General features: G+C 65.9%; 23 protein-coding genes. All 23 read right to left on the minus strand.

Going from position 1 to position 13978, the window contains the following annotated elements; translation table 11 throughout:
- Positions 1 to 2: 2 nt before the first annotated feature.
- Positions 3 to 611, minus strand: a complete 609-nt coding sequence (gene rpsE / locus G7043_RS06900; RefSeq protein WP_030473451.1) for a 30S ribosomal protein S5 — start codon at positions 609 to 611, stop codon at positions 3 to 5.
- Positions 612 to 645: 34 nt separating this feature from the next.
- Entirely contained in the window at positions 646 to 1047 is a 402-nt protein-coding gene (gene rplR / locus G7043_RS06905) for a 50S ribosomal protein L18 (RefSeq protein WP_166044654.1), read from the minus strand.
- A 1-nt stretch (position 1048) separates the two neighbouring features.
- Complete coding sequence (gene rplF, locus G7043_RS06910) at positions 1049 to 1588, minus strand: 50S ribosomal protein L6 (RefSeq protein WP_166044655.1); 540 nt, start codon at positions 1586 to 1588, stop codon at positions 1049 to 1051.
- 12 nt (positions 1589 to 1600) lie between these two features.
- The gene (gene rpsH, locus G7043_RS06915) at positions 1601 to 1999 is read right to left on the minus strand and encodes a 30S ribosomal protein S8 (protein WP_030473454.1); all 399 of its coding nucleotides are present in this window, start codon (positions 1997 to 1999) and stop codon (positions 1601 to 1603) included.
- 120 nt (positions 2000 to 2119) lie between these two features.
- Positions 2120 to 2305, minus strand: coding sequence for a type Z 30S ribosomal protein S14 (locus G7043_RS06920; protein WP_030473455.1), 186 nt, complete (start codon positions 2303 to 2305; stop codon positions 2120 to 2122).
- Between the two features lie 4 nt (positions 2306 to 2309).
- Positions 2310 to 2873 (minus strand): 50S ribosomal protein L5, encoded by a 564-nt coding sequence (gene rplE / locus G7043_RS06925; RefSeq protein ID WP_166044656.1) that lies wholly within the window; start codon positions 2871 to 2873, stop codon positions 2310 to 2312.
- Between the two features lie 2 nt (positions 2874 to 2875).
- The gene (gene rplX / locus G7043_RS06930) at positions 2876 to 3190 is read right to left on the minus strand and encodes a 50S ribosomal protein L24 (protein ID WP_045309812.1); all 315 of its coding nucleotides are present in this window, start codon (positions 3188 to 3190) and stop codon (positions 2876 to 2878) included.
- Between the two features lie 2 nt (positions 3191 to 3192).
- On the minus strand, positions 3193 to 3561 hold the full coding sequence (rplN, locus tag G7043_RS06935) for a 50S ribosomal protein L14 (protein WP_030473458.1): 369 nt from the start codon (positions 3559 to 3561) through the stop codon (positions 3193 to 3195).
- A 70-nt stretch (positions 3562 to 3631) separates the two neighbouring features.
- Positions 3632 to 3913, minus strand: a complete 282-nt coding sequence (gene rpsQ / locus G7043_RS06940) for a 30S ribosomal protein S17 (RefSeq protein WP_089949051.1) — start codon at positions 3911 to 3913, stop codon at positions 3632 to 3634.
- Positions 3910 to 4152 (minus strand): 50S ribosomal protein L29, encoded by a 243-nt coding sequence (gene rpmC, locus G7043_RS06945; protein WP_086669033.1) that lies wholly within the window; start codon positions 4150 to 4152, stop codon positions 3910 to 3912. Before rpmC ends, rpsQ begins: the two co-directional genes overlap by 4 nt.
- Positions 4152 to 4571 carry a 50S ribosomal protein L16 gene (gene rplP / locus G7043_RS06950; protein WP_030473461.1) on the minus strand — a complete coding sequence of 140 codons (420 nt, stop codon included), beginning with the start codon at positions 4569 to 4571 and terminating at the stop codon, positions 4152 to 4154. The genes rpmC and rplP overlap by 1 nt, the downstream gene beginning before the upstream one ends.
- A gap of 3 nt (positions 4572 to 4574) precedes the next feature.
- Positions 4575 to 5405, minus strand: a complete 831-nt coding sequence (gene rpsC / locus G7043_RS06955) for a 30S ribosomal protein S3 (protein WP_166044657.1) — start codon at positions 5403 to 5405, stop codon at positions 4575 to 4577.
- Positions 5405 to 5803 carry a 50S ribosomal protein L22 gene (gene rplV, locus G7043_RS06960; RefSeq protein ID WP_166044658.1) on the minus strand — a complete coding sequence of 133 codons (399 nt, stop codon included), beginning with the start codon at positions 5801 to 5803 and terminating at the stop codon, positions 5405 to 5407. Before rplV ends, rpsC begins: the two co-directional genes overlap by 1 nt.
- A gap of 34 nt (positions 5804 to 5837) precedes the next feature.
- Positions 5838 to 6119: a 30S ribosomal protein S19 gene (gene rpsS / locus G7043_RS06965; protein ID WP_086669030.1), complete on the minus strand. Its 282-nt coding sequence runs from the start codon at positions 6117 to 6119 to the stop codon at positions 5838 to 5840.
- Between the two features lie 18 nt (positions 6120 to 6137).
- Entirely contained in the window at positions 6138 to 6971 is an 834-nt protein-coding gene (gene rplB, locus G7043_RS06970; RefSeq protein ID WP_030473464.1) for a 50S ribosomal protein L2, read from the minus strand.
- 19 nt (positions 6972 to 6990) lie between these two features.
- Positions 6991 to 7290 (minus strand): 50S ribosomal protein L23, encoded by a 300-nt coding sequence (gene rplW, locus G7043_RS06975; RefSeq protein ID WP_065915972.1) that lies wholly within the window; start codon positions 7288 to 7290, stop codon positions 6991 to 6993.
- A complete protein-coding gene (rplD, locus tag G7043_RS06980) occupies positions 7287 to 7973 on the minus strand; it encodes a 50S ribosomal protein L4 (RefSeq protein WP_166044659.1) in 687 nt (228 codons plus the stop codon). Before rplD ends, rplW begins: the two co-directional genes overlap by 4 nt.
- Positions 7973 to 8623, minus strand: coding sequence for a 50S ribosomal protein L3 (gene rplC / locus G7043_RS06985; protein ID WP_166044660.1), 651 nt, complete (start codon positions 8621 to 8623; stop codon positions 7973 to 7975). The genes rplD and rplC overlap by 1 nt, the downstream gene beginning before the upstream one ends.
- Before the next feature lie 27 nt (positions 8624 to 8650).
- Positions 8651 to 8956 (minus strand): 30S ribosomal protein S10, encoded by a 306-nt coding sequence (rpsJ, locus tag G7043_RS06990; RefSeq protein WP_003938093.1) that lies wholly within the window; start codon positions 8954 to 8956, stop codon positions 8651 to 8653.
- A gap of 532 nt (positions 8957 to 9488) precedes the next feature.
- Positions 9489 to 10682 (minus strand): elongation factor Tu, encoded by a 1194-nt coding sequence (gene tuf, locus G7043_RS06995; protein WP_086669027.1) that lies wholly within the window; start codon positions 10680 to 10682, stop codon positions 9489 to 9491.
- Positions 10683 to 10830: 148 nt separating this feature from the next.
- On the minus strand, positions 10831 to 12933 hold the full coding sequence (fusA, locus tag G7043_RS07000; RefSeq protein WP_166044661.1) for an elongation factor G: 2103 nt from the start codon (positions 12931 to 12933) through the stop codon (positions 10831 to 10833).
- Positions 12934 to 13009: 76 nt separating this feature from the next.
- Positions 13010 to 13480 (minus strand): 30S ribosomal protein S7, encoded by a 471-nt coding sequence (gene rpsG, locus G7043_RS07005; protein WP_030478293.1) that lies wholly within the window; start codon positions 13478 to 13480, stop codon positions 13010 to 13012.
- Entirely contained in the window at positions 13480 to 13854 is a 375-nt protein-coding gene (gene rpsL, locus G7043_RS07010) for a 30S ribosomal protein S12 (protein ID WP_030473471.1), read from the minus strand. The genes rpsG and rpsL overlap by 1 nt, the downstream gene beginning before the upstream one ends.
- Positions 13855 to 13978 lie beyond the last annotated feature (124 nt).

Consider the following 13978-nt stretch of genomic DNA (forward strand, 5'->3'; position numbering starts at 1 on the left):
GATCACACCCCCTGGCCCGCGCGAGCGCGGATCATGCCGGCGGGAGCCACGTCCTCGAGGGGCAGGCCACGACGGGCCGCGACCTCTTCCGGACGCTGCAGACCCTTGAGGGCCGCCACGGTCGCGTGCACGATGTTGATCGCGTTGTCGGAGCCGAGCGACTTCGACAGCACGTCGTGCACGCCGGCGCACTCGAGGACGGCGCGGACAGCGCCACCCGCGATGACACCGGTACCGGCCGAGGCCGGACGCAGCAGGACCACACCAGCGGCCTTCTCACCCTGGACCGGGTGGGGGATGGTGCCGGCGATGCGGGGAACGCGGAAGAAGTTCTTCTTCGCCTCCTCGACGCCCTTGGCGATGGCCGCGGGAACTTCCTTGGCCTTGCCGTAGCCGACGCCGACCATGCCGTCGCCGTCACCGACCACCACGAGGGCGGTGAAGCTGAAGCGACGACCACCCTTGACCACCTTGGAGACGCGGTTGATCGCAACCACGCGCTCGAGGTGCGGGGTCTTCTCCTGGGCCGCGCCGCCGCGGCCGCCGTCACGACGGTCGCGGCGCTCTCCGCGCTCGCCCCCGCCGCCTTCGCGACGCGTACGTCCTGGCATCAGGCGTCCCTCTCAATTCCAGTCATCATCATTGTCAGAACTCCAGCCCCGCCTCGCGAGCGGCATCCGCCAGAGCAGCGATCCGGCCGTGGTACGCGTTGCCACCGCGGTCGAACACGACCGCCGTGATACCGGCGTCCTTGGCACGAGCCGCGGCCAGCTGGCCGACCTTGGCCGCGCGGGCCTTCTTGTCGCCGTCCATGCCACGGACGTCGGCTTCCATGGAGGAAGCGGACGCGACCGTGTGGCCCTTCAGGTCGTCGATGATCTGCACGGTGATGTGCTTCGACGACCGGTGCACGACCAGGCGCGGGCGCTCGGCGGTGCCGCTGACCTTCTTGCGGAGGCGGAAGTGGCGACGGGCCTTGGCAACACGACGCCTGGTGGAGATGTCCTTGCCCACCGGCTTGCGCTTCGTAACAGTCGACTCGCTCATGTCACTTACCCGTCTTTCCGACCTTGCGACGGATCTTCTCGCCCGAGTAGCGGACGCCCTTGCCCTTGTACGGGTCGGGCTTGCGCAGCTTGCGGATGTTGGCGGCAACCTCACCGACCAGCTGCTTGTCGATACCCGAGACGGAGAAGCGGGTCGGGGTCTCCACCGCGAAGGTGATGCCCGCGGGGGCCTCGACCTTGACGGGGTGGGAGTAACCGAGCGCGAACTCGAGCTCAGAGCCCTTGAGCGCGACGCGGTAACCGACGCCGTGGATTTCCATCTTCTTTTCGTAACCCTGGGTCACACCGACGACCATGTTGTGCACGAGCGTGCGCGACAGGCCGTGGAGCGCGCGGTTGCGGCGCTCGTCGTTCGGGCGCTTGACCTCGAGCGTGCCGTCCTCAGCCTTCTCCAGGCTGATCGGCTCAGCGATCGTCAGCGTCAGGGTGCCCTTCGGGCCCTTCACGCTCACGTCCTGGCCGGCGATGTTCACGTCGACCCCGGAGGGGACAATGATCGGCTGCTTACCGATGCGCGACATGTCTACTCCCCCTTACCAAACGTAGGCGAGGACTTCTCCGCCCACGCCTGCCTTGTTGGCCTGGCGGTCGGTCATGAGACCGCCAGAGGTCGAAATGATCGCCACGCCGAGGCCGCCGAGAACTCGGGGCAGGCCGGTGGACTTCGCGTACACGCGCAGGCCCGGCTTCGACACGCGGCGGAGGCCGGCGATGCTGCGCTCGCGGTTCGGGCCGTACTTCAGCTCGACGACGAGGTTCTTCGCGACCTCGCCCTCCTCGTCGCGGTACGAGGCGATGTAGCCCTCGCGCTTGAGGATCTCGGCGATGTTGGCCTTCAGCTTCGAGTGCGGCATCACGACCTTGTCGTGGTAAGCCGAATTCGCGTTGCGCAGACGAGTGAGCATGTCTGCGATCGGGTCGGTCATCGTCATGGTGACCTGGTCAACCTTTCTCGCTGCGGTTCACCGCTCAGGGTCCAGACCTGGCCTCCCCGGAAGGGGAGGCGCAGGACGGTCGTGTGCGGGCCTACAGCGAAGTAATGGAGCTTTGAATTACCAGCTGGACTTGCTCACGCCAGGCAGCTCACCGCGGTGAGCCATCTCGCGCAGGCAGATCCGGCAGAGGCCGAACTTGCGGAACACCGCGTGGGGGCGGCCGCAACGCTGGCACCGGGTGTAACCCCGGACCTTGAACTTCGGCTTCTTCGCGGCCTTGTTGATCAACGCCTTCTTGGCCATCGACTCAGTTCTCCTTGAACGGGAAGCCCAGGAGCTTCAGCAGCGCCCGGCCCTCCTCGTCGTTCGTGGCGGTGGTGACGACGGTGATGTCCATGCCGCGAGGCCGGTCGATCGCGTCCGGGTCGATCTCGTGGAACATCGACTGCTCGTTCAGGCCGAACGTGTAGTTGCCGTTGCCGTCGAACTGCTTGCCCGAGAGGCCGCGGAAGTCGCGGATACGGGGCAGCGCGATCGTCAGCAGACGGTCGAGGAACTCCCACATGCGGTCGCCGCGCAGCGTGACGCGCGCACCGATCGGCATGCCCTCGCGCAGCTTGAACTGCGCGATGGACTTGCGGGCCTTGCGAACCTCGGGACGCTGGCCGGTGATGATCGAGAGGTCCTTGACGGCGCCCTCGATCAGCTTGCCGTCACGGGCGGCGTCGCCGACACCCATGTTGACGACGACCTTGACGACGCGCGGGATCTGCATCACGTTGTCGAAGTTGAACTGCTTCTGCAGTTCCCCGGTGATCTCGGCGCGGTAGCGCGTCTTGAGCCTCGGGATGATCTTCTCTGCGGTAGTCATGCTCAGATGTCCTTCCCGTTACGACGGGAAATGCGGACCCGCTTGCCCTCGTCGTTCGTCCGGTAACCAACACGGGTCGGCTTGCCGTCCGAGTCGACCACCATCACGTTGGAGACGTTGATCGGGGCTTCCTGGGTCACGATGCCACCGGACTGCGCGCCCCGCTGGGTCTGCGTGATCTTGGTGTGCTTCTTGATCCGGTTGACGCCCTCGACCAGGACCTTGCCGGTCTCCGGGTAGGCCTGGATGACCTTGCCCTTCGCGCCCTTGTCCTTGCCGGCGATGACGACGACCGTGTCGCCCTTCTTCACCTTCATGGTCAGAGCACCTCCGGAGCCAGCGAGATGATCTTCATGAACTTCTTGTCGCGCAGCTCGCGCCCGACCGGGCCGAAGATGCGGGTACCGCGGGGCTCGTTGTCGTTCTTGATGAGCACAGCGGCGTTCTCGTCGAAACGGATGTACGAGCCATCCGCGCGACGGCGCTCCTTGACGGTGCGGACGATGACGGCCTTGACGACGTCACCCTTCTTCACGCCGGCACCGGGGATCGCGTCCTTGACGGTCGCGACGATGATGTCGCCGATGCCCGCGTAGCGGCGGCCCGAACCACCGAGAACACGGATGCAAAGGATTTCCTTCGCACCAGTGTTGTCGGCGACACGAAGCCGCGACTCCTGCTGAATCACTTACTTGCTCCTGACCATTCCTGGCCCGCCGGATTTCCGACCCGACGGGCTCGGTCTGTCTAGAAAGGACTTACTTGGCCTTCTCGAGGATCTCGACGAGCCGCCAGCGCTTGGTCGCCGACAGAGGCCGGGTCTCCATGAGCAGGACGCGGTCGCCGACGCCCGCCGCGTTCTCCTCGTCGTGCACCTTCACCTTGGTGGTGGAGCGCATGATCTTGGAGTAACGCGGGTGCTTCTTGCGGTCCTCGAGCGCCACGACGATCGTCTTGTCCATCTTGTCGGACACGACGAGGCCCTCGCGGACCTTGCGGTCGTTGCGCTTCTCGGTCTGGACTTCGTTGCTTTCGGTCATGCCGCACCCTCACCAGTGGATTCCGGCGAAGCGGAGAGCCCGAGCTCCCGCTCCCGCATCACGGTGTAGATCCGGGCAATCTCGTGCCGGACCGTGCGCAACCGCCGGTTGTTGTCGAGCTGGCCCGTGGCCATCTGGAAGCGAAGGTTGAAGAGCTCTTCCTTCGATTCCTTCAGACGCAGCACGAGCTCTTCCTCGGTGAGCTCACGCAGCTCGGAAGCGGTGGTACCCGCTGCCATCAGAACTCACCACCCTCACGCGTAACGATGCGGCACTTCATCGGGAGCTTGTGGATCGCGCGGCGAAGAGCCTCGCGGGCCACCTGCTCGTTCGGGAAGGCCATCTCGAAGAGGACGCGACCCGGCTTGACGTTGGCCACCCACCACTCCGGCGAACCCTTACCGGAACCCATGCGGGTCTCGGCCGGCTTCTTCGTGAGCGGACGGTCCGGGAAGATGTTGATCCAGACCTTGCCGCCACGGCGGATGTGGCGAGTGATGGCGATACGAGCGGACTCGATCTGCCGGTTCGTCACGTAGGCCGGCTCCAGAGCCTGGATGCCGTACTCACCGAAGGTGACCTTCGTGCCGCCCTTGGCAGCACCCGACCGCTTCGGGTGGTGCTGCTTGCGGTGCTTGACCCTACGAGGGATGAGCATGGCTCAGCTCTCCGTCTTCTCTGCAGAAGCCGGGGCCTCGGCCGACGCGGAAGCGTCAGCTGCGGCACGGCCGGCCTCGGTGCTCGTCGCGGTGGTGCCGCTGGCACCGGAGCGACGGGCCCGGTTCGGACGCTCGCCACGGTCGCGGCGCGGGGCGCGGTCGGCCTGCGAAGGGGCCGCGTCACGCTCACGCTTGGCGGAGATGCCACCGACGATGTCGCCCTTGTAGATCCACACCTTCACGCCGATACGGCCGAACGTGGTGCGGGCCTCGAAGAAGCCATAGTCGATGTCGGCGCGGAGCGTGTGCAGCGGCACGCGGCCGTCGCGGTAGTGCTCCGAGCGGGACATCTCGGCGCCGCCCAGACGACCGCCGCACTGCACGCGGATGCCCTTCACCTGCGACGAACGCATGGCCGACTGAATGGCCTTGCGCATCGCGCGGCGGAAAGCAACGCGGTTGGACAGCTGCTCGGCGACACCCTGTGCCACGAGCTGCGCGTCCGACTCGGGGTTCTTGACCTCGAGGATGTTCAGCTGGACCTGCTTCTTGGTGAGCTTCTCCAGCTCACCGCGGATGCGGTCCGCCTCGGCACCGCGACGGCCGATGACGATGCCCGGCCGGGCGGTGTGGATGTCGACGCGCACCCGGTCACGGGTCCGCTCGATCTCCACCTTGGAGATGCCGGCACGCTCCATGCCCTTGCTGAGCAGCTTGCGGATCTTGACATCTTCCGCGACGTACTCGGCGTACTGCTTGTCGGCGTACCAGCGGGACTTCCAGTCGGTGGTGATCCCCAGCCGGAAGCCGTGCGGGTTGATCTTCTGGCCCACTACCGGGTTCCCTTCGCGCTGGTCTTCTTCGGACGCGACTCCACCTCGATGGTGATGTGCGACGTCCGCTTGCGGATCCGGTACGCGCGGCCCTGGGCACGCGGGCGGAAACGCTTGAGGGTCGGACCCTCGTCCACGTAGGCCACCGAAACCCAGAGGGTGTCGGGGTCCAGGGACAGGTTGTTCTCGGCGTTGGCCATGGCGCTGGCGAGCACCTTCGCGACCGGCTCACTTGCTGCCTGCGGCGCGAACTGGAGCACGGCCAGGGCCTCGCGGGCGTTACGTCCCTTGATGAGCTCGACGACGCGGCGCACCTTCATCGGCGTGTCGCGGACGTAGCGAGCCCGAGCCACGGCGCGCGGAAACTCCTGCGCCTCAGCATCGTTACGGGCGTTCATCGCTGCTTCCCCTTGCTCTTCCTAGTTCCGCGCCTTAGCGGCGGCGAGACTTCCGGTCGTCCTTGATGTGGCCCTTGAAGGTCCGGGTCGGGGCGAACTCGCCGAGCTTGTGCCCGACCATCGCCTCCGTCACGAACACCGGGACGTGCTTGCGGCCGTCGTGCACCGCGAGGGTGTGACCCAGCATGTCCGGGATGATCGTGGACCGGCGGGACCACGTCTTGATGACCGTCTTCTTGCCCGACTCGTTGAGAACGTCCACCTTCTTGAGCAGGTGGTCGTCAACGAAGGGGCCCTTCTTAAGGCTGCGAGGCATCCTTCACTCCCTTCCTGCTCAGCGCTTCTTACCGGTGCGACGACGCCGGACGATGAGCTTGTCGCTTGGCTTACGGCGGCGGGTACGGCCTTCGGGCTTACCAGCCGGGTTCACCGGGTGGCGACCACCGGAGGTCTTACCCTCACCACCACCATGCGGGTGGTCAACGGGGTTCATGGCGACACCACGCACGGTGGGCTTCTTGCCCTTCCACCGCATGCGGCCGGCCTTGCCCCAGTTGATGTTCTGGTGCTCCTTGTTGCCGACCTCGCCGAGCGTGGCGCGGCAGCGCACGTCCACGTTGCGGATCTCGCCCGAAGGCATCCGCAGCTGGGCGTACGGGCCGTCCTTCGCCACGAGCTGCACCGAGGCACCGGCGGAGCGGGCGATCTTCGCGCCGCCACCGGGGCGGAGCTCGATCGCGTGGATCACGGAACCGACCGGGATGTTGCGCAGCGGCAGGTTGTTGCCCGGCTTGATGTCGGCCTTGGGGCCGTTCTCAACCGTGTCACCCTGCTTGAGCTTCTCCGGGGCGATGATGTAGCGCTTCTCGCCGTCCGCGTAGTGCAGCAGCGCGATGCGCGCGGTCCGGTTGGGGTCGTACTCGATGTGAGCGACCTTGGCCGGCACGCCGTCCTTGTCGTGGCGACGGAAGTCGATCAGGCGGTAAGCCCGCTTGTGACCGCCACCCTTGTGCCGAGTGGTGATCTTGCCCGACGCGTTGCGGCCACCCAGCTTGTGCAGCGGGCGGATCAGCGACTTCTCCGGCGTCGACCGAGTGATCTCGGCGAAGTCGGAGACGCTCGCACCGCGACGACCGGGGGTCGTCGGCTTGTACTTGCGAATGCCCATCTCTACGCAGTCCTCGTCATCAGGCGGCAGGGCCGCCGAAGATCTCGATCGCCTTGCTGTCAGCCGACAGCGTCACGATCGCGCGCTTCGTGTCCTTGCGCTTGCCGAACCCGGTGCGGGTGCGCTTGCGCTTGCCCTGCCGGTTGATGGTGTTGACGCTGACGACCTTCACGCCGAAGACCTTCTCCACGGCGATCTTGATCTGGGTCTTGTTCGAACCCGGCGCCACCAAGAAGGTGTACTTGTTCTCCTCGAGGAGCCCGTAGGACTTCTCGGAGATCACGGGTGCGAGCAAGATGTCCCTGTGGTCGGGGATCACTTGGAACCCTCCTCGTCCACGACAGCCGCCGTGGCCTCGGCCGAGCCGCGACCCTGCTGGGCCTTGCTGGCGAGGAACACGTCGAGCGAGTCCTTGGTGAACACCACGTCGTCGTTGACGAGCACGTCGTAGGTGTTGAGCTGATCGGGCGCGATCACGTGCACGTGCGGGAGGTTCCGCACGCTGACCCACGCGACCTCGTCGGTGCGGTTGAGCACCACGAGAACGCGACGGGCCTGGGTGACCGACTCCAGGACCTTGCGCGCGGTCTTGGTCGACGGGGTGTCCCCGTCCACCAGGCCGGACACGACGTGCACCTGGTTGGCGCGAGCCCGGTCGGAGAGGGCGCCACGCAGAGCGGCGGCCTTCATCTTCTTGGGCGTCCGCTGGGTGTAGTCACGCGGCTGCGGGCCGTGGACGACGCCACCGCCGGCGAACTGCGGCGCACGCGTCGAACCCTGGCGGGCGCGACCGGTGCCCTTCTGGCGGTACGGCTTCTTGCCACCACCGGACACCTCGCCGCGGGTCTTCGTGGCGTGCGTGCCCTGGCGCGCGGCGGCCTGCTGGCCGACGACCACCTGGTGCAGCAGCGCGACGTTCGCCTGCGCGTCGAAGACAGCCGGGGGGAGCTCGACCGTGCCGGCGGACTTGCCGTCCGGGGTGCGGATCTCAACCGTCGACATCAGGCACCACCCTTCGCGGCAGTCCGGACGAACACCAGACCACCCTTGGGGCCGGGAACAGCGCCCTTGATGAGCAGCAGGCCGTTCTCGGCGTCGATCTTGTGCACCTTCAGGTTCTGGGTCGTCACGCGCTCGTGGCCCATGCGGCCGGCCATGCGCAGACCCTTGAAGACGCGACCCGGGGTGGCGCAGCCACCGATGGAACCCGGCGAGCGGTGCTTGCGCTGGGTGCCGTGGCTGGAGCCGAGGCCCCGGAAGTTGTGGCGCTTCATGACACCTGCGGTGCCCTTGCCCTTGCTGGTGCCGGTGATGTCGACAACAGCGCCGGCCTCGAACACCTCAGCGGTGATCTCCTGGCCGACCGTGTACTCGCCGGCGTCCGTCGTGCGCAGCTCCACCAGGTGGCGACGGGGCGTGACCCCGGCCTTGGCGAAGTGGCCCGCGACGGGCTTGTTGACCTTGCGCGGGTCGATCGCGCCGGCCGCCAGCTGGACGGCGGTGTAGCCGTCCTTCTCCTGGGTGCGAACCTGGGTGACGACATTGGGCTCAGCCTTGACGACGGTCACCGGGACAACCCGGTTGTTCTCGTCGAAGACCTGAGTCATGCCGAGCTTGGTGCCCAGGATGCCCTTCATCTGCCTGTCAGACATTGGTCCGTTACTCTCCGCGCCCAACGCTTACTGGATGTTGACGTCGACGCTGGCCGGCAGGTCGATGCGCATGAGCGCGTCAACCGTCTTCGGCGTCGGGTCGAGGATGTCGATCAGCCGCTTGTGCGTGCGCATCTCGAAGTGCTCGCGCGAGTCCTTGTACTTGTGCGGCGAGCGGATGACGCAGTACACGTTCTTCTCAGTGGGCAGCGGCACTGGCCCGACAACCCGAGCGCCGGTGCGCGTCACGGTCTCCACGATCTTGCGCGCAGACGCGTCGATCGCTTCGTGGTCGTAGGCCTTGAGCCGGATGCGGATCTTTTGTCCCGCCATGATGGCTTGCCGTTCCTCTGCTTCTCGTAACCGCTGCGGTGCGGTGCCTCGGATGAGGCCTGTTACAGCCTCTTGGCGCGCTCCGCCCCTGTTGAAGTGTCATGGTGCCCGGTCCACGCGGTCGGGCGTGTCGCGCCCGGTACGCATACCGGTCCCACGCAAGGTCTCCCCGGTGGGATTGGGCCTACCACAGCCCATGCACCCTGATGCCCATCTCCGCAAGGAGGCGTTCACTAACAGGGCGCGGACGCTCGGTCGAAGAGCTCGGGCACACACGAACTGAACCCGGCCTTCGTCGAGCAACCCGTAAAGGATGCCACACGGTCGCGAGGCGATCCAAATCGGGGTGGGTGAGTTAGAGGCAGATCACGTTGGGATCAAGGTCGGCGAACCCGCGAGGACCCGTCCGACTCCGTTGCGTTCTACCTCACACCCGTTGCGCCGCAAGGACAACAAAGACAAAGGCCGGGCCAACGAAGTCGTTGGCCCGGCCTTGCCGAACTAACTGCGGCTAGCCGCGGTCAGAGCCAGATCACTTGATGATCTTGGTGACCGAGCCGGCGCCGACGGTGCGGCCACCCTCGCGGATCGCGAAGCGGAGGCCCTCGTCCATGGCGATCGGCTGGATCAGCTTGACGTCCATACCGGTGGTGTCACCCGGCATGACCATCTCGGTGCCCTCGGGCAGCGTCACAACGCCGGTCACGTCCGTCGTCCGGAAGTAGAACTGGGGACGGTAGTTGTTGAAGAACGGCGTGTGGCGGCCACCCTCGTCCTTGGACAGGATGTAGACCTGCGCCGTGAACTCGGTGTGCGGGGTCGTGGTGCCCGGCTTGACGATGACCATGCCGCGCTCCACCTCCTCGCGCTTGATGCCACGGAGCAGCAGCGCGGCGTTGTCGCCCGCGCGGCCCTCGTCCAGGAACTTCTTGAACATCTCGATCGAGGTGACCGTCGTCTTCTTCGACGTCTCCTTGATACCGACGATCTCGATCTCGGAGTTCACGTTGATGATGCCGCGCTCGATACGACCGGTCACCACGGTGCCGCGACCGGTGATCGTGAAGACGTCCTCGACGGGCATGAGGAACGGCTTCTCGGTGTCGCGCTCCGGCTCCGGGATCGCCGTGTCAACGGCGGCCATGAGCTCGAGAACGGACTTGCCCCACTGCTCGTCGCCCTCGAGCGCCTTCAGCGCCGAGACGCGCACGACCGGCAGGTCGTCGCCCGGGAACTCGTACTCGGAGAGCAGCTCGCGGACCTCGAGCTCGACGAGCTCCAGGATCTCCTCGTCGTCCACCATGTCGGCCTTGTTCAGGGCGACAACGATGTAGGGAACGCCGACCTGGCGGGCCAGGAGGACGTGCTCCTTCGTCTGCGGCATGGGACCGTCGGTCGCCGCGACCACGAGGATGGCGCCGTCCATCTGCGCCGCACCGGTGATCATGTTCTTGATGTAGTCGGCGTGCCCGGGGCAGTCGACGTGCGCGTAGTGACGGTTCTCCGTCTGGTACTCGATGTGCGCGATCGAGATCGTGATGCCGCGCTGCTTCTCTTCCGGCGCCTTGTCGATCTGGTCGAACGCGAACGAGGCGTTCACATCGGGGTACGCGTCGTGCAGAACCTTGGAGATCGCCGCGGTCAGCGTGGTCTTGCCATGGTCGATGTGACCGATGGTGCCGATGTTGACGTGCGGCTTCGTCCGCTCGAACTTCGCCTTGGCCACTGGATTGTCCTCCTGGACTTCTTTTTGCTGGTCCGGCGGGCATCTGTGGCCACCCGCCGGACTTACACGTCAGGGTCTGAAAGTAGCGGACCCCAGGGATTCACCCCCGGAGAGCCCGCGGTGGAACTGCGGTGCTCCGGTTGGGGAATTACTCCCCGGTCGCCTTCGCGATGATCTCCTTCGAGACGTTCGCGGGAACCTCTGCGTAGGAGTCGAACACCATCGAGTAGTTGGCACGACCCTGGGTCTTGGACCGCAGGTCACCCACGTACCCGAACATTTCCGACAGCGGAACCAGTGCCTTCACGACACGGACGCCGCTGCGCTCCTCCATGGCCTGGATCTGGCCACGGCGGGAGTTCAGGTCGCCGATCACGTCACCCATGTACTCCTCGGGCGTCGTGACCTCGACGGCCATCAGAGGCTCGAGGATCGCGGGAGACGCCTGACGGGCGGCTTCCTTGAGGGCCATCGAACCAGCGATCTTGAACGCCATTTCCGAGGAGTCGACCTCGTGGTAGGCGCCGTCGAGCAGAGTCACCTTCACGCCGACCAGCGGGTAACCCGCCAGCACGCCGTACTGCAGCGCGTCCTGCGCACCCGCGTCGACCGACGGGATGTACTCACGCGGGATGCGACCACCGGTGACGGCGTTGACGAACTCGTAGAGCGCGCCGTCTTCCTTCTTCTCCAGCGGCTCGACGGTGACGAGCACCTTCGCGAACTGGCCGGAGCCACCGGTCTGCTTCTTGTGGGTGTAGGAGTACTTCTCCACCGCCTTGCGGATGGTCTCCCGGTACGCCACCTGAGGCTTGCCGATGTTGGCCTCGACCTTGAACTCGCGGCGCATGCGGTCCACCAGGATGTCCAGGTGGAGCTCGCCCATGCCGGCGATGATGGTCTGGCCGGTCTCCTGGTCGAGGTTGACCCGGAACGTCGGGTCCTCCTCGGCCAGCTTCTGGATCGCGGTGCCGAGCTTCTCCTGGTCCGCCTTCGTCTTGGGCTCGATGGCCACCTGGATGACGGGCTCGGGGAAGGTCATCGACTCGAGGACGATCGGGTGAGCCGGGTCGCACAAGGTCTCACCGGTCGTGGTGTCCTTCAGACCGATCACGGCGTAGATGTGGCCCGCGATGGCCTCGGTGACCGGGTTCTCCTTGTTGGCGTGCATCTGGAAGATCTTCCCGATGCGCTCCTTGCGGTCCTTGGTCGCGTTGATGACCTGGGTGCCGGAGGCGACCTTGCCCGAGTAGACCCGGATGTAGGTCAGCTTGCCGAAGAACGGGTGCACGGCGATCTTGAACGCCAGCGCCGAGAACGGCTCGTCGGACGAGGCCTTGCGCGACACGACGGTCTCGCCGTCCTGCAGCGTGCCCTCGACCGGCGGGAGGTCCAGCGGCGACGGCAGGAAGTCGATGACCGCGTCGAGCATGGGCTGGACGCCCTTGTTCTTGAACGCCGAACCGCACAGGATCGGGTACGCGGTGCCCTCGGCGACGATCTTGCGGAGGCCCGCCTTGATCTCCGCGACGGACAGGTCGCCCTGCTCGAAGTACTTCTCGGTCAGCTCGTCGTCGGTCTCGGCGACGGCCTCGAGAAGCTGCTCGCGGAACTCCTGCGCACGCTCGACGAGATCCGCGGGGATCTCCTCGATCGCGTAGTCCTCACCCTTCTGGACTTCGCCACGCCACGTGAGGGCACGCATCTCGATCAGGTCGACGACGCCGATGAAGTCGCTCTCGGCACCGATCGGGATCTGGATCGGCAGCGGCTTCGCCGCGAGACGGTCCTGAATGGTCTTGATGGTGAAGTAGAAGTCCGCGCCCAGCTTGTCCATCTTGTTGACGAAGCAGATGCGCGGGACGTCGTACTTGGTCGCCTGCCGCCAGACCTGCTCGGACTGCGGCTCGACGCCTTCCTTGCCGTCGAAGACGGCAACGGCGCCGTCGAGGACGCGTAGGTTGCGCTCGACCTCGACGGTGAAGTCGACGTGGCCGGGCGTGTCGATCAGGTTGATCTGGTGGTCTTTCCAGTAGCAGGTCGTCGCGGCCGACGTGATCGTGATGCCGCGCTCCTGCTCCTGCTCCATCCAGTCCATCACGGCAGCGCCGTCGTGCACCTCGCCGATCTTGTAGCTGATCCCCGTGTAGAAGAGGATCCGCTCAGTCGTCGTGGTCTTGCCCGCGTCGATGTGGGCCATGATCCCGATGTTGCGGACCTTGGCAAGATCAGTGAGCACGTCCTGTGCCACGGGTCTTTCCCCTGTCTTGAGCTTGTGAGCTCACTAGGGCTGGGAGAGCCCGGCCTGGAGCAGGCCGGGCGTCAGATCACCAGCGGTAGTGGGCGAAGGCCTTGTTGGACTCGGCCATCTTGTGCGTGTCCTCACGGCGCTTGACGCTCGCACCGAGACCGTTGCTCGCATCGAGCAGCTCGTTCATCAGACGCTCGACCATGGTCTTCTCACGACGCTGCCGGGAGAAGGTGATCAGCCAGCGCAGCGCCAGCGTGGTGGAGCGACCGGGCTTGACCTCGATCGGCACCTGGTAGGTCGCACCACCGACGCGGCGGCTCTTGACCTCCAGCGACGGCTTCACGTTGTCCAGGGCGCGCTTCAGCGTGACAACCGGGTCGGTGCCGGTCTTCTCGCGAGCACCTTCGAGGGCTTCGTAGACGATCTTCTCCGCCACGGAGCGCTTGCCGTCCACCAGCACCTTGTTGATGAGCTGGGTCACGAGCGGCGAGCTGTAGACCGGGTCGGAGATAAGCGGCCGCTTCGGGGCCGGTCCCTTGCGGGGCATCAGCTCTTCTCCTTCTTCGCGCCGTAGCGGCTGCGAGCCTGCTTGCGGTTCTTGACACCCTGCGTGTCGAGAGAGCCACGGATGATCTTGTAACGAACACCCGGCAGGTCCTTCACACGACCGCCACGCACGAGCACCATCGAGTGCTCCTGGAGGTTGTGACCCTCACCGGGGATGTAGGCCGTGACCTCGATGCCGCTGGTCAGCTTCACGCGAGCGACCTTGCGCAGTGCGGAGTTCGGCTTCTTGGGGGTGGTGGTGTAAACGCGGGTGCACACACCGCGCCGCTGCGGCGAGCCCTTGAGGGCCGCCGTCTTCTGCTTGGCCACCTTGTCCTGGCGGCCCTTGCGGACCAGCTGCTGGATCGTTGGCATTCGCCGGCTGCTTCTTCCGTCTTTTGCGGGTTCGCCTCTCGGGTCACCCTCGTGTTTCTTGATCCCTCTCTGCACCCGAGGTCGGGCGTGTCGCCCGCTCCCAAGGTCCGCAAGTAACAGTTCA

Origin of the sequence: Lentzea alba (assembly GCF_011067745.1) — a bacterium.
Classification (GTDB): Bacteria; Actinomycetota; Actinomycetes; order Mycobacteriales; family Pseudonocardiaceae; genus Lentzea; species Lentzea alba.

Bases quoted from the DNA above. Each gene is read 5' to 3' on its own strand.
- rplE (WP_166044656.1), bottom strand. From the start codon at position 2,873: ATGACTACCGCAGAGAAGATCATCCCGAGGCTCAAGACGCGCTACCGC.
- rpsJ (WP_003938093.1), bottom strand. From the start codon at position 8,956: ATGGCGGGACAAAAGATCCGCATCCGGCTCAAGGCCTACGACCACGAA.
- rpsH (WP_030473454.1), bottom strand. From the start codon at position 1,999: ATGACGATGACCGACCCGATCGCAGACATGCTCACTCGTCTGCGCAAC.
- rplR (WP_166044654.1), bottom strand. From the start codon at position 1,047: ATGAGCGAGTCGACTGTTACGAAGCGCAAGCCGGTGGGCAAGGACATC.
- rplB (WP_030473464.1), bottom strand. From the start codon at position 6,971: ATGGGCATTCGCAAGTACAAGCCGACGACCCCCGGTCGTCGCGGTGCG.
- rplX (WP_045309812.1), bottom strand. From the start codon at position 3,190: ATGAAGGTGAAGAAGGGCGACACGGTCGTCGTCATCGCCGGCAAGGAC.
- rpsQ (WP_089949051.1), bottom strand. From the start codon at position 3,913: ATGACCGAAAGCAACGAAGTCCAGACCGAGAAGCGCAACGACCGCAAG.
- rplV (WP_166044658.1), bottom strand. From the start codon at position 5,803: ATGAACGCCCGTAACGATGCTGAGGCGCAGGAGTTTCCGCGCGCCGTG.
- rpsL (WP_030473471.1), bottom strand. From the start codon at position 13,854: ATGCCAACGATCCAGCAGCTGGTCCGCAAGGGCCGCCAGGACAAGGTG.
- rplD (WP_166044659.1), bottom strand. From the start codon at position 7,973: ATGTCGACGGTTGAGATCCGCACCCCGGACGGCAAGTCCGCCGGCACG.
- G7043_RS06920 (WP_030473455.1), bottom strand. From the start codon at position 2,305: ATGGCCAAGAAGGCGTTGATCAACAAGGCCGCGAAGAAGCCGAAGTTC.
- rplC (WP_166044660.1), bottom strand. From the start codon at position 8,623: ATGTCTGACAGGCAGATGAAGGGCATCCTGGGCACCAAGCTCGGCATG.
- rplF (WP_166044655.1), bottom strand. From the start codon at position 1,588: ATGTCGCGCATCGGTAAGCAGCCGATCATTGTCCCCTCCGGGGTCGAC.
- rpsE (WP_030473451.1), bottom strand. From the start codon at position 611: ATGCCAGGACGTACGCGTCGCGAAGGCGGCGGGGGCGAGCGCGGAGAG.
- rpsG (WP_030478293.1), bottom strand. From the start codon at position 13,480: ATGCCCCGCAAGGGACCGGCCCCGAAGCGGCCGCTTATCTCCGACCCG.
- rplP (WP_030473461.1), bottom strand. From the start codon at position 4,571: ATGCTCATCCCTCGTAGGGTCAAGCACCGCAAGCAGCACCACCCGAAG.
- rpsS (WP_086669030.1), bottom strand. From the start codon at position 6,119: ATGCCTCGCAGCCTTAAGAAGGGCCCCTTCGTTGACGACCACCTGCTC.
- rpmC (WP_086669033.1), bottom strand. From the start codon at position 4,152: ATGGCAGCGGGTACCACCGCTTCCGAGCTGCGTGAGCTCACCGAGGAA.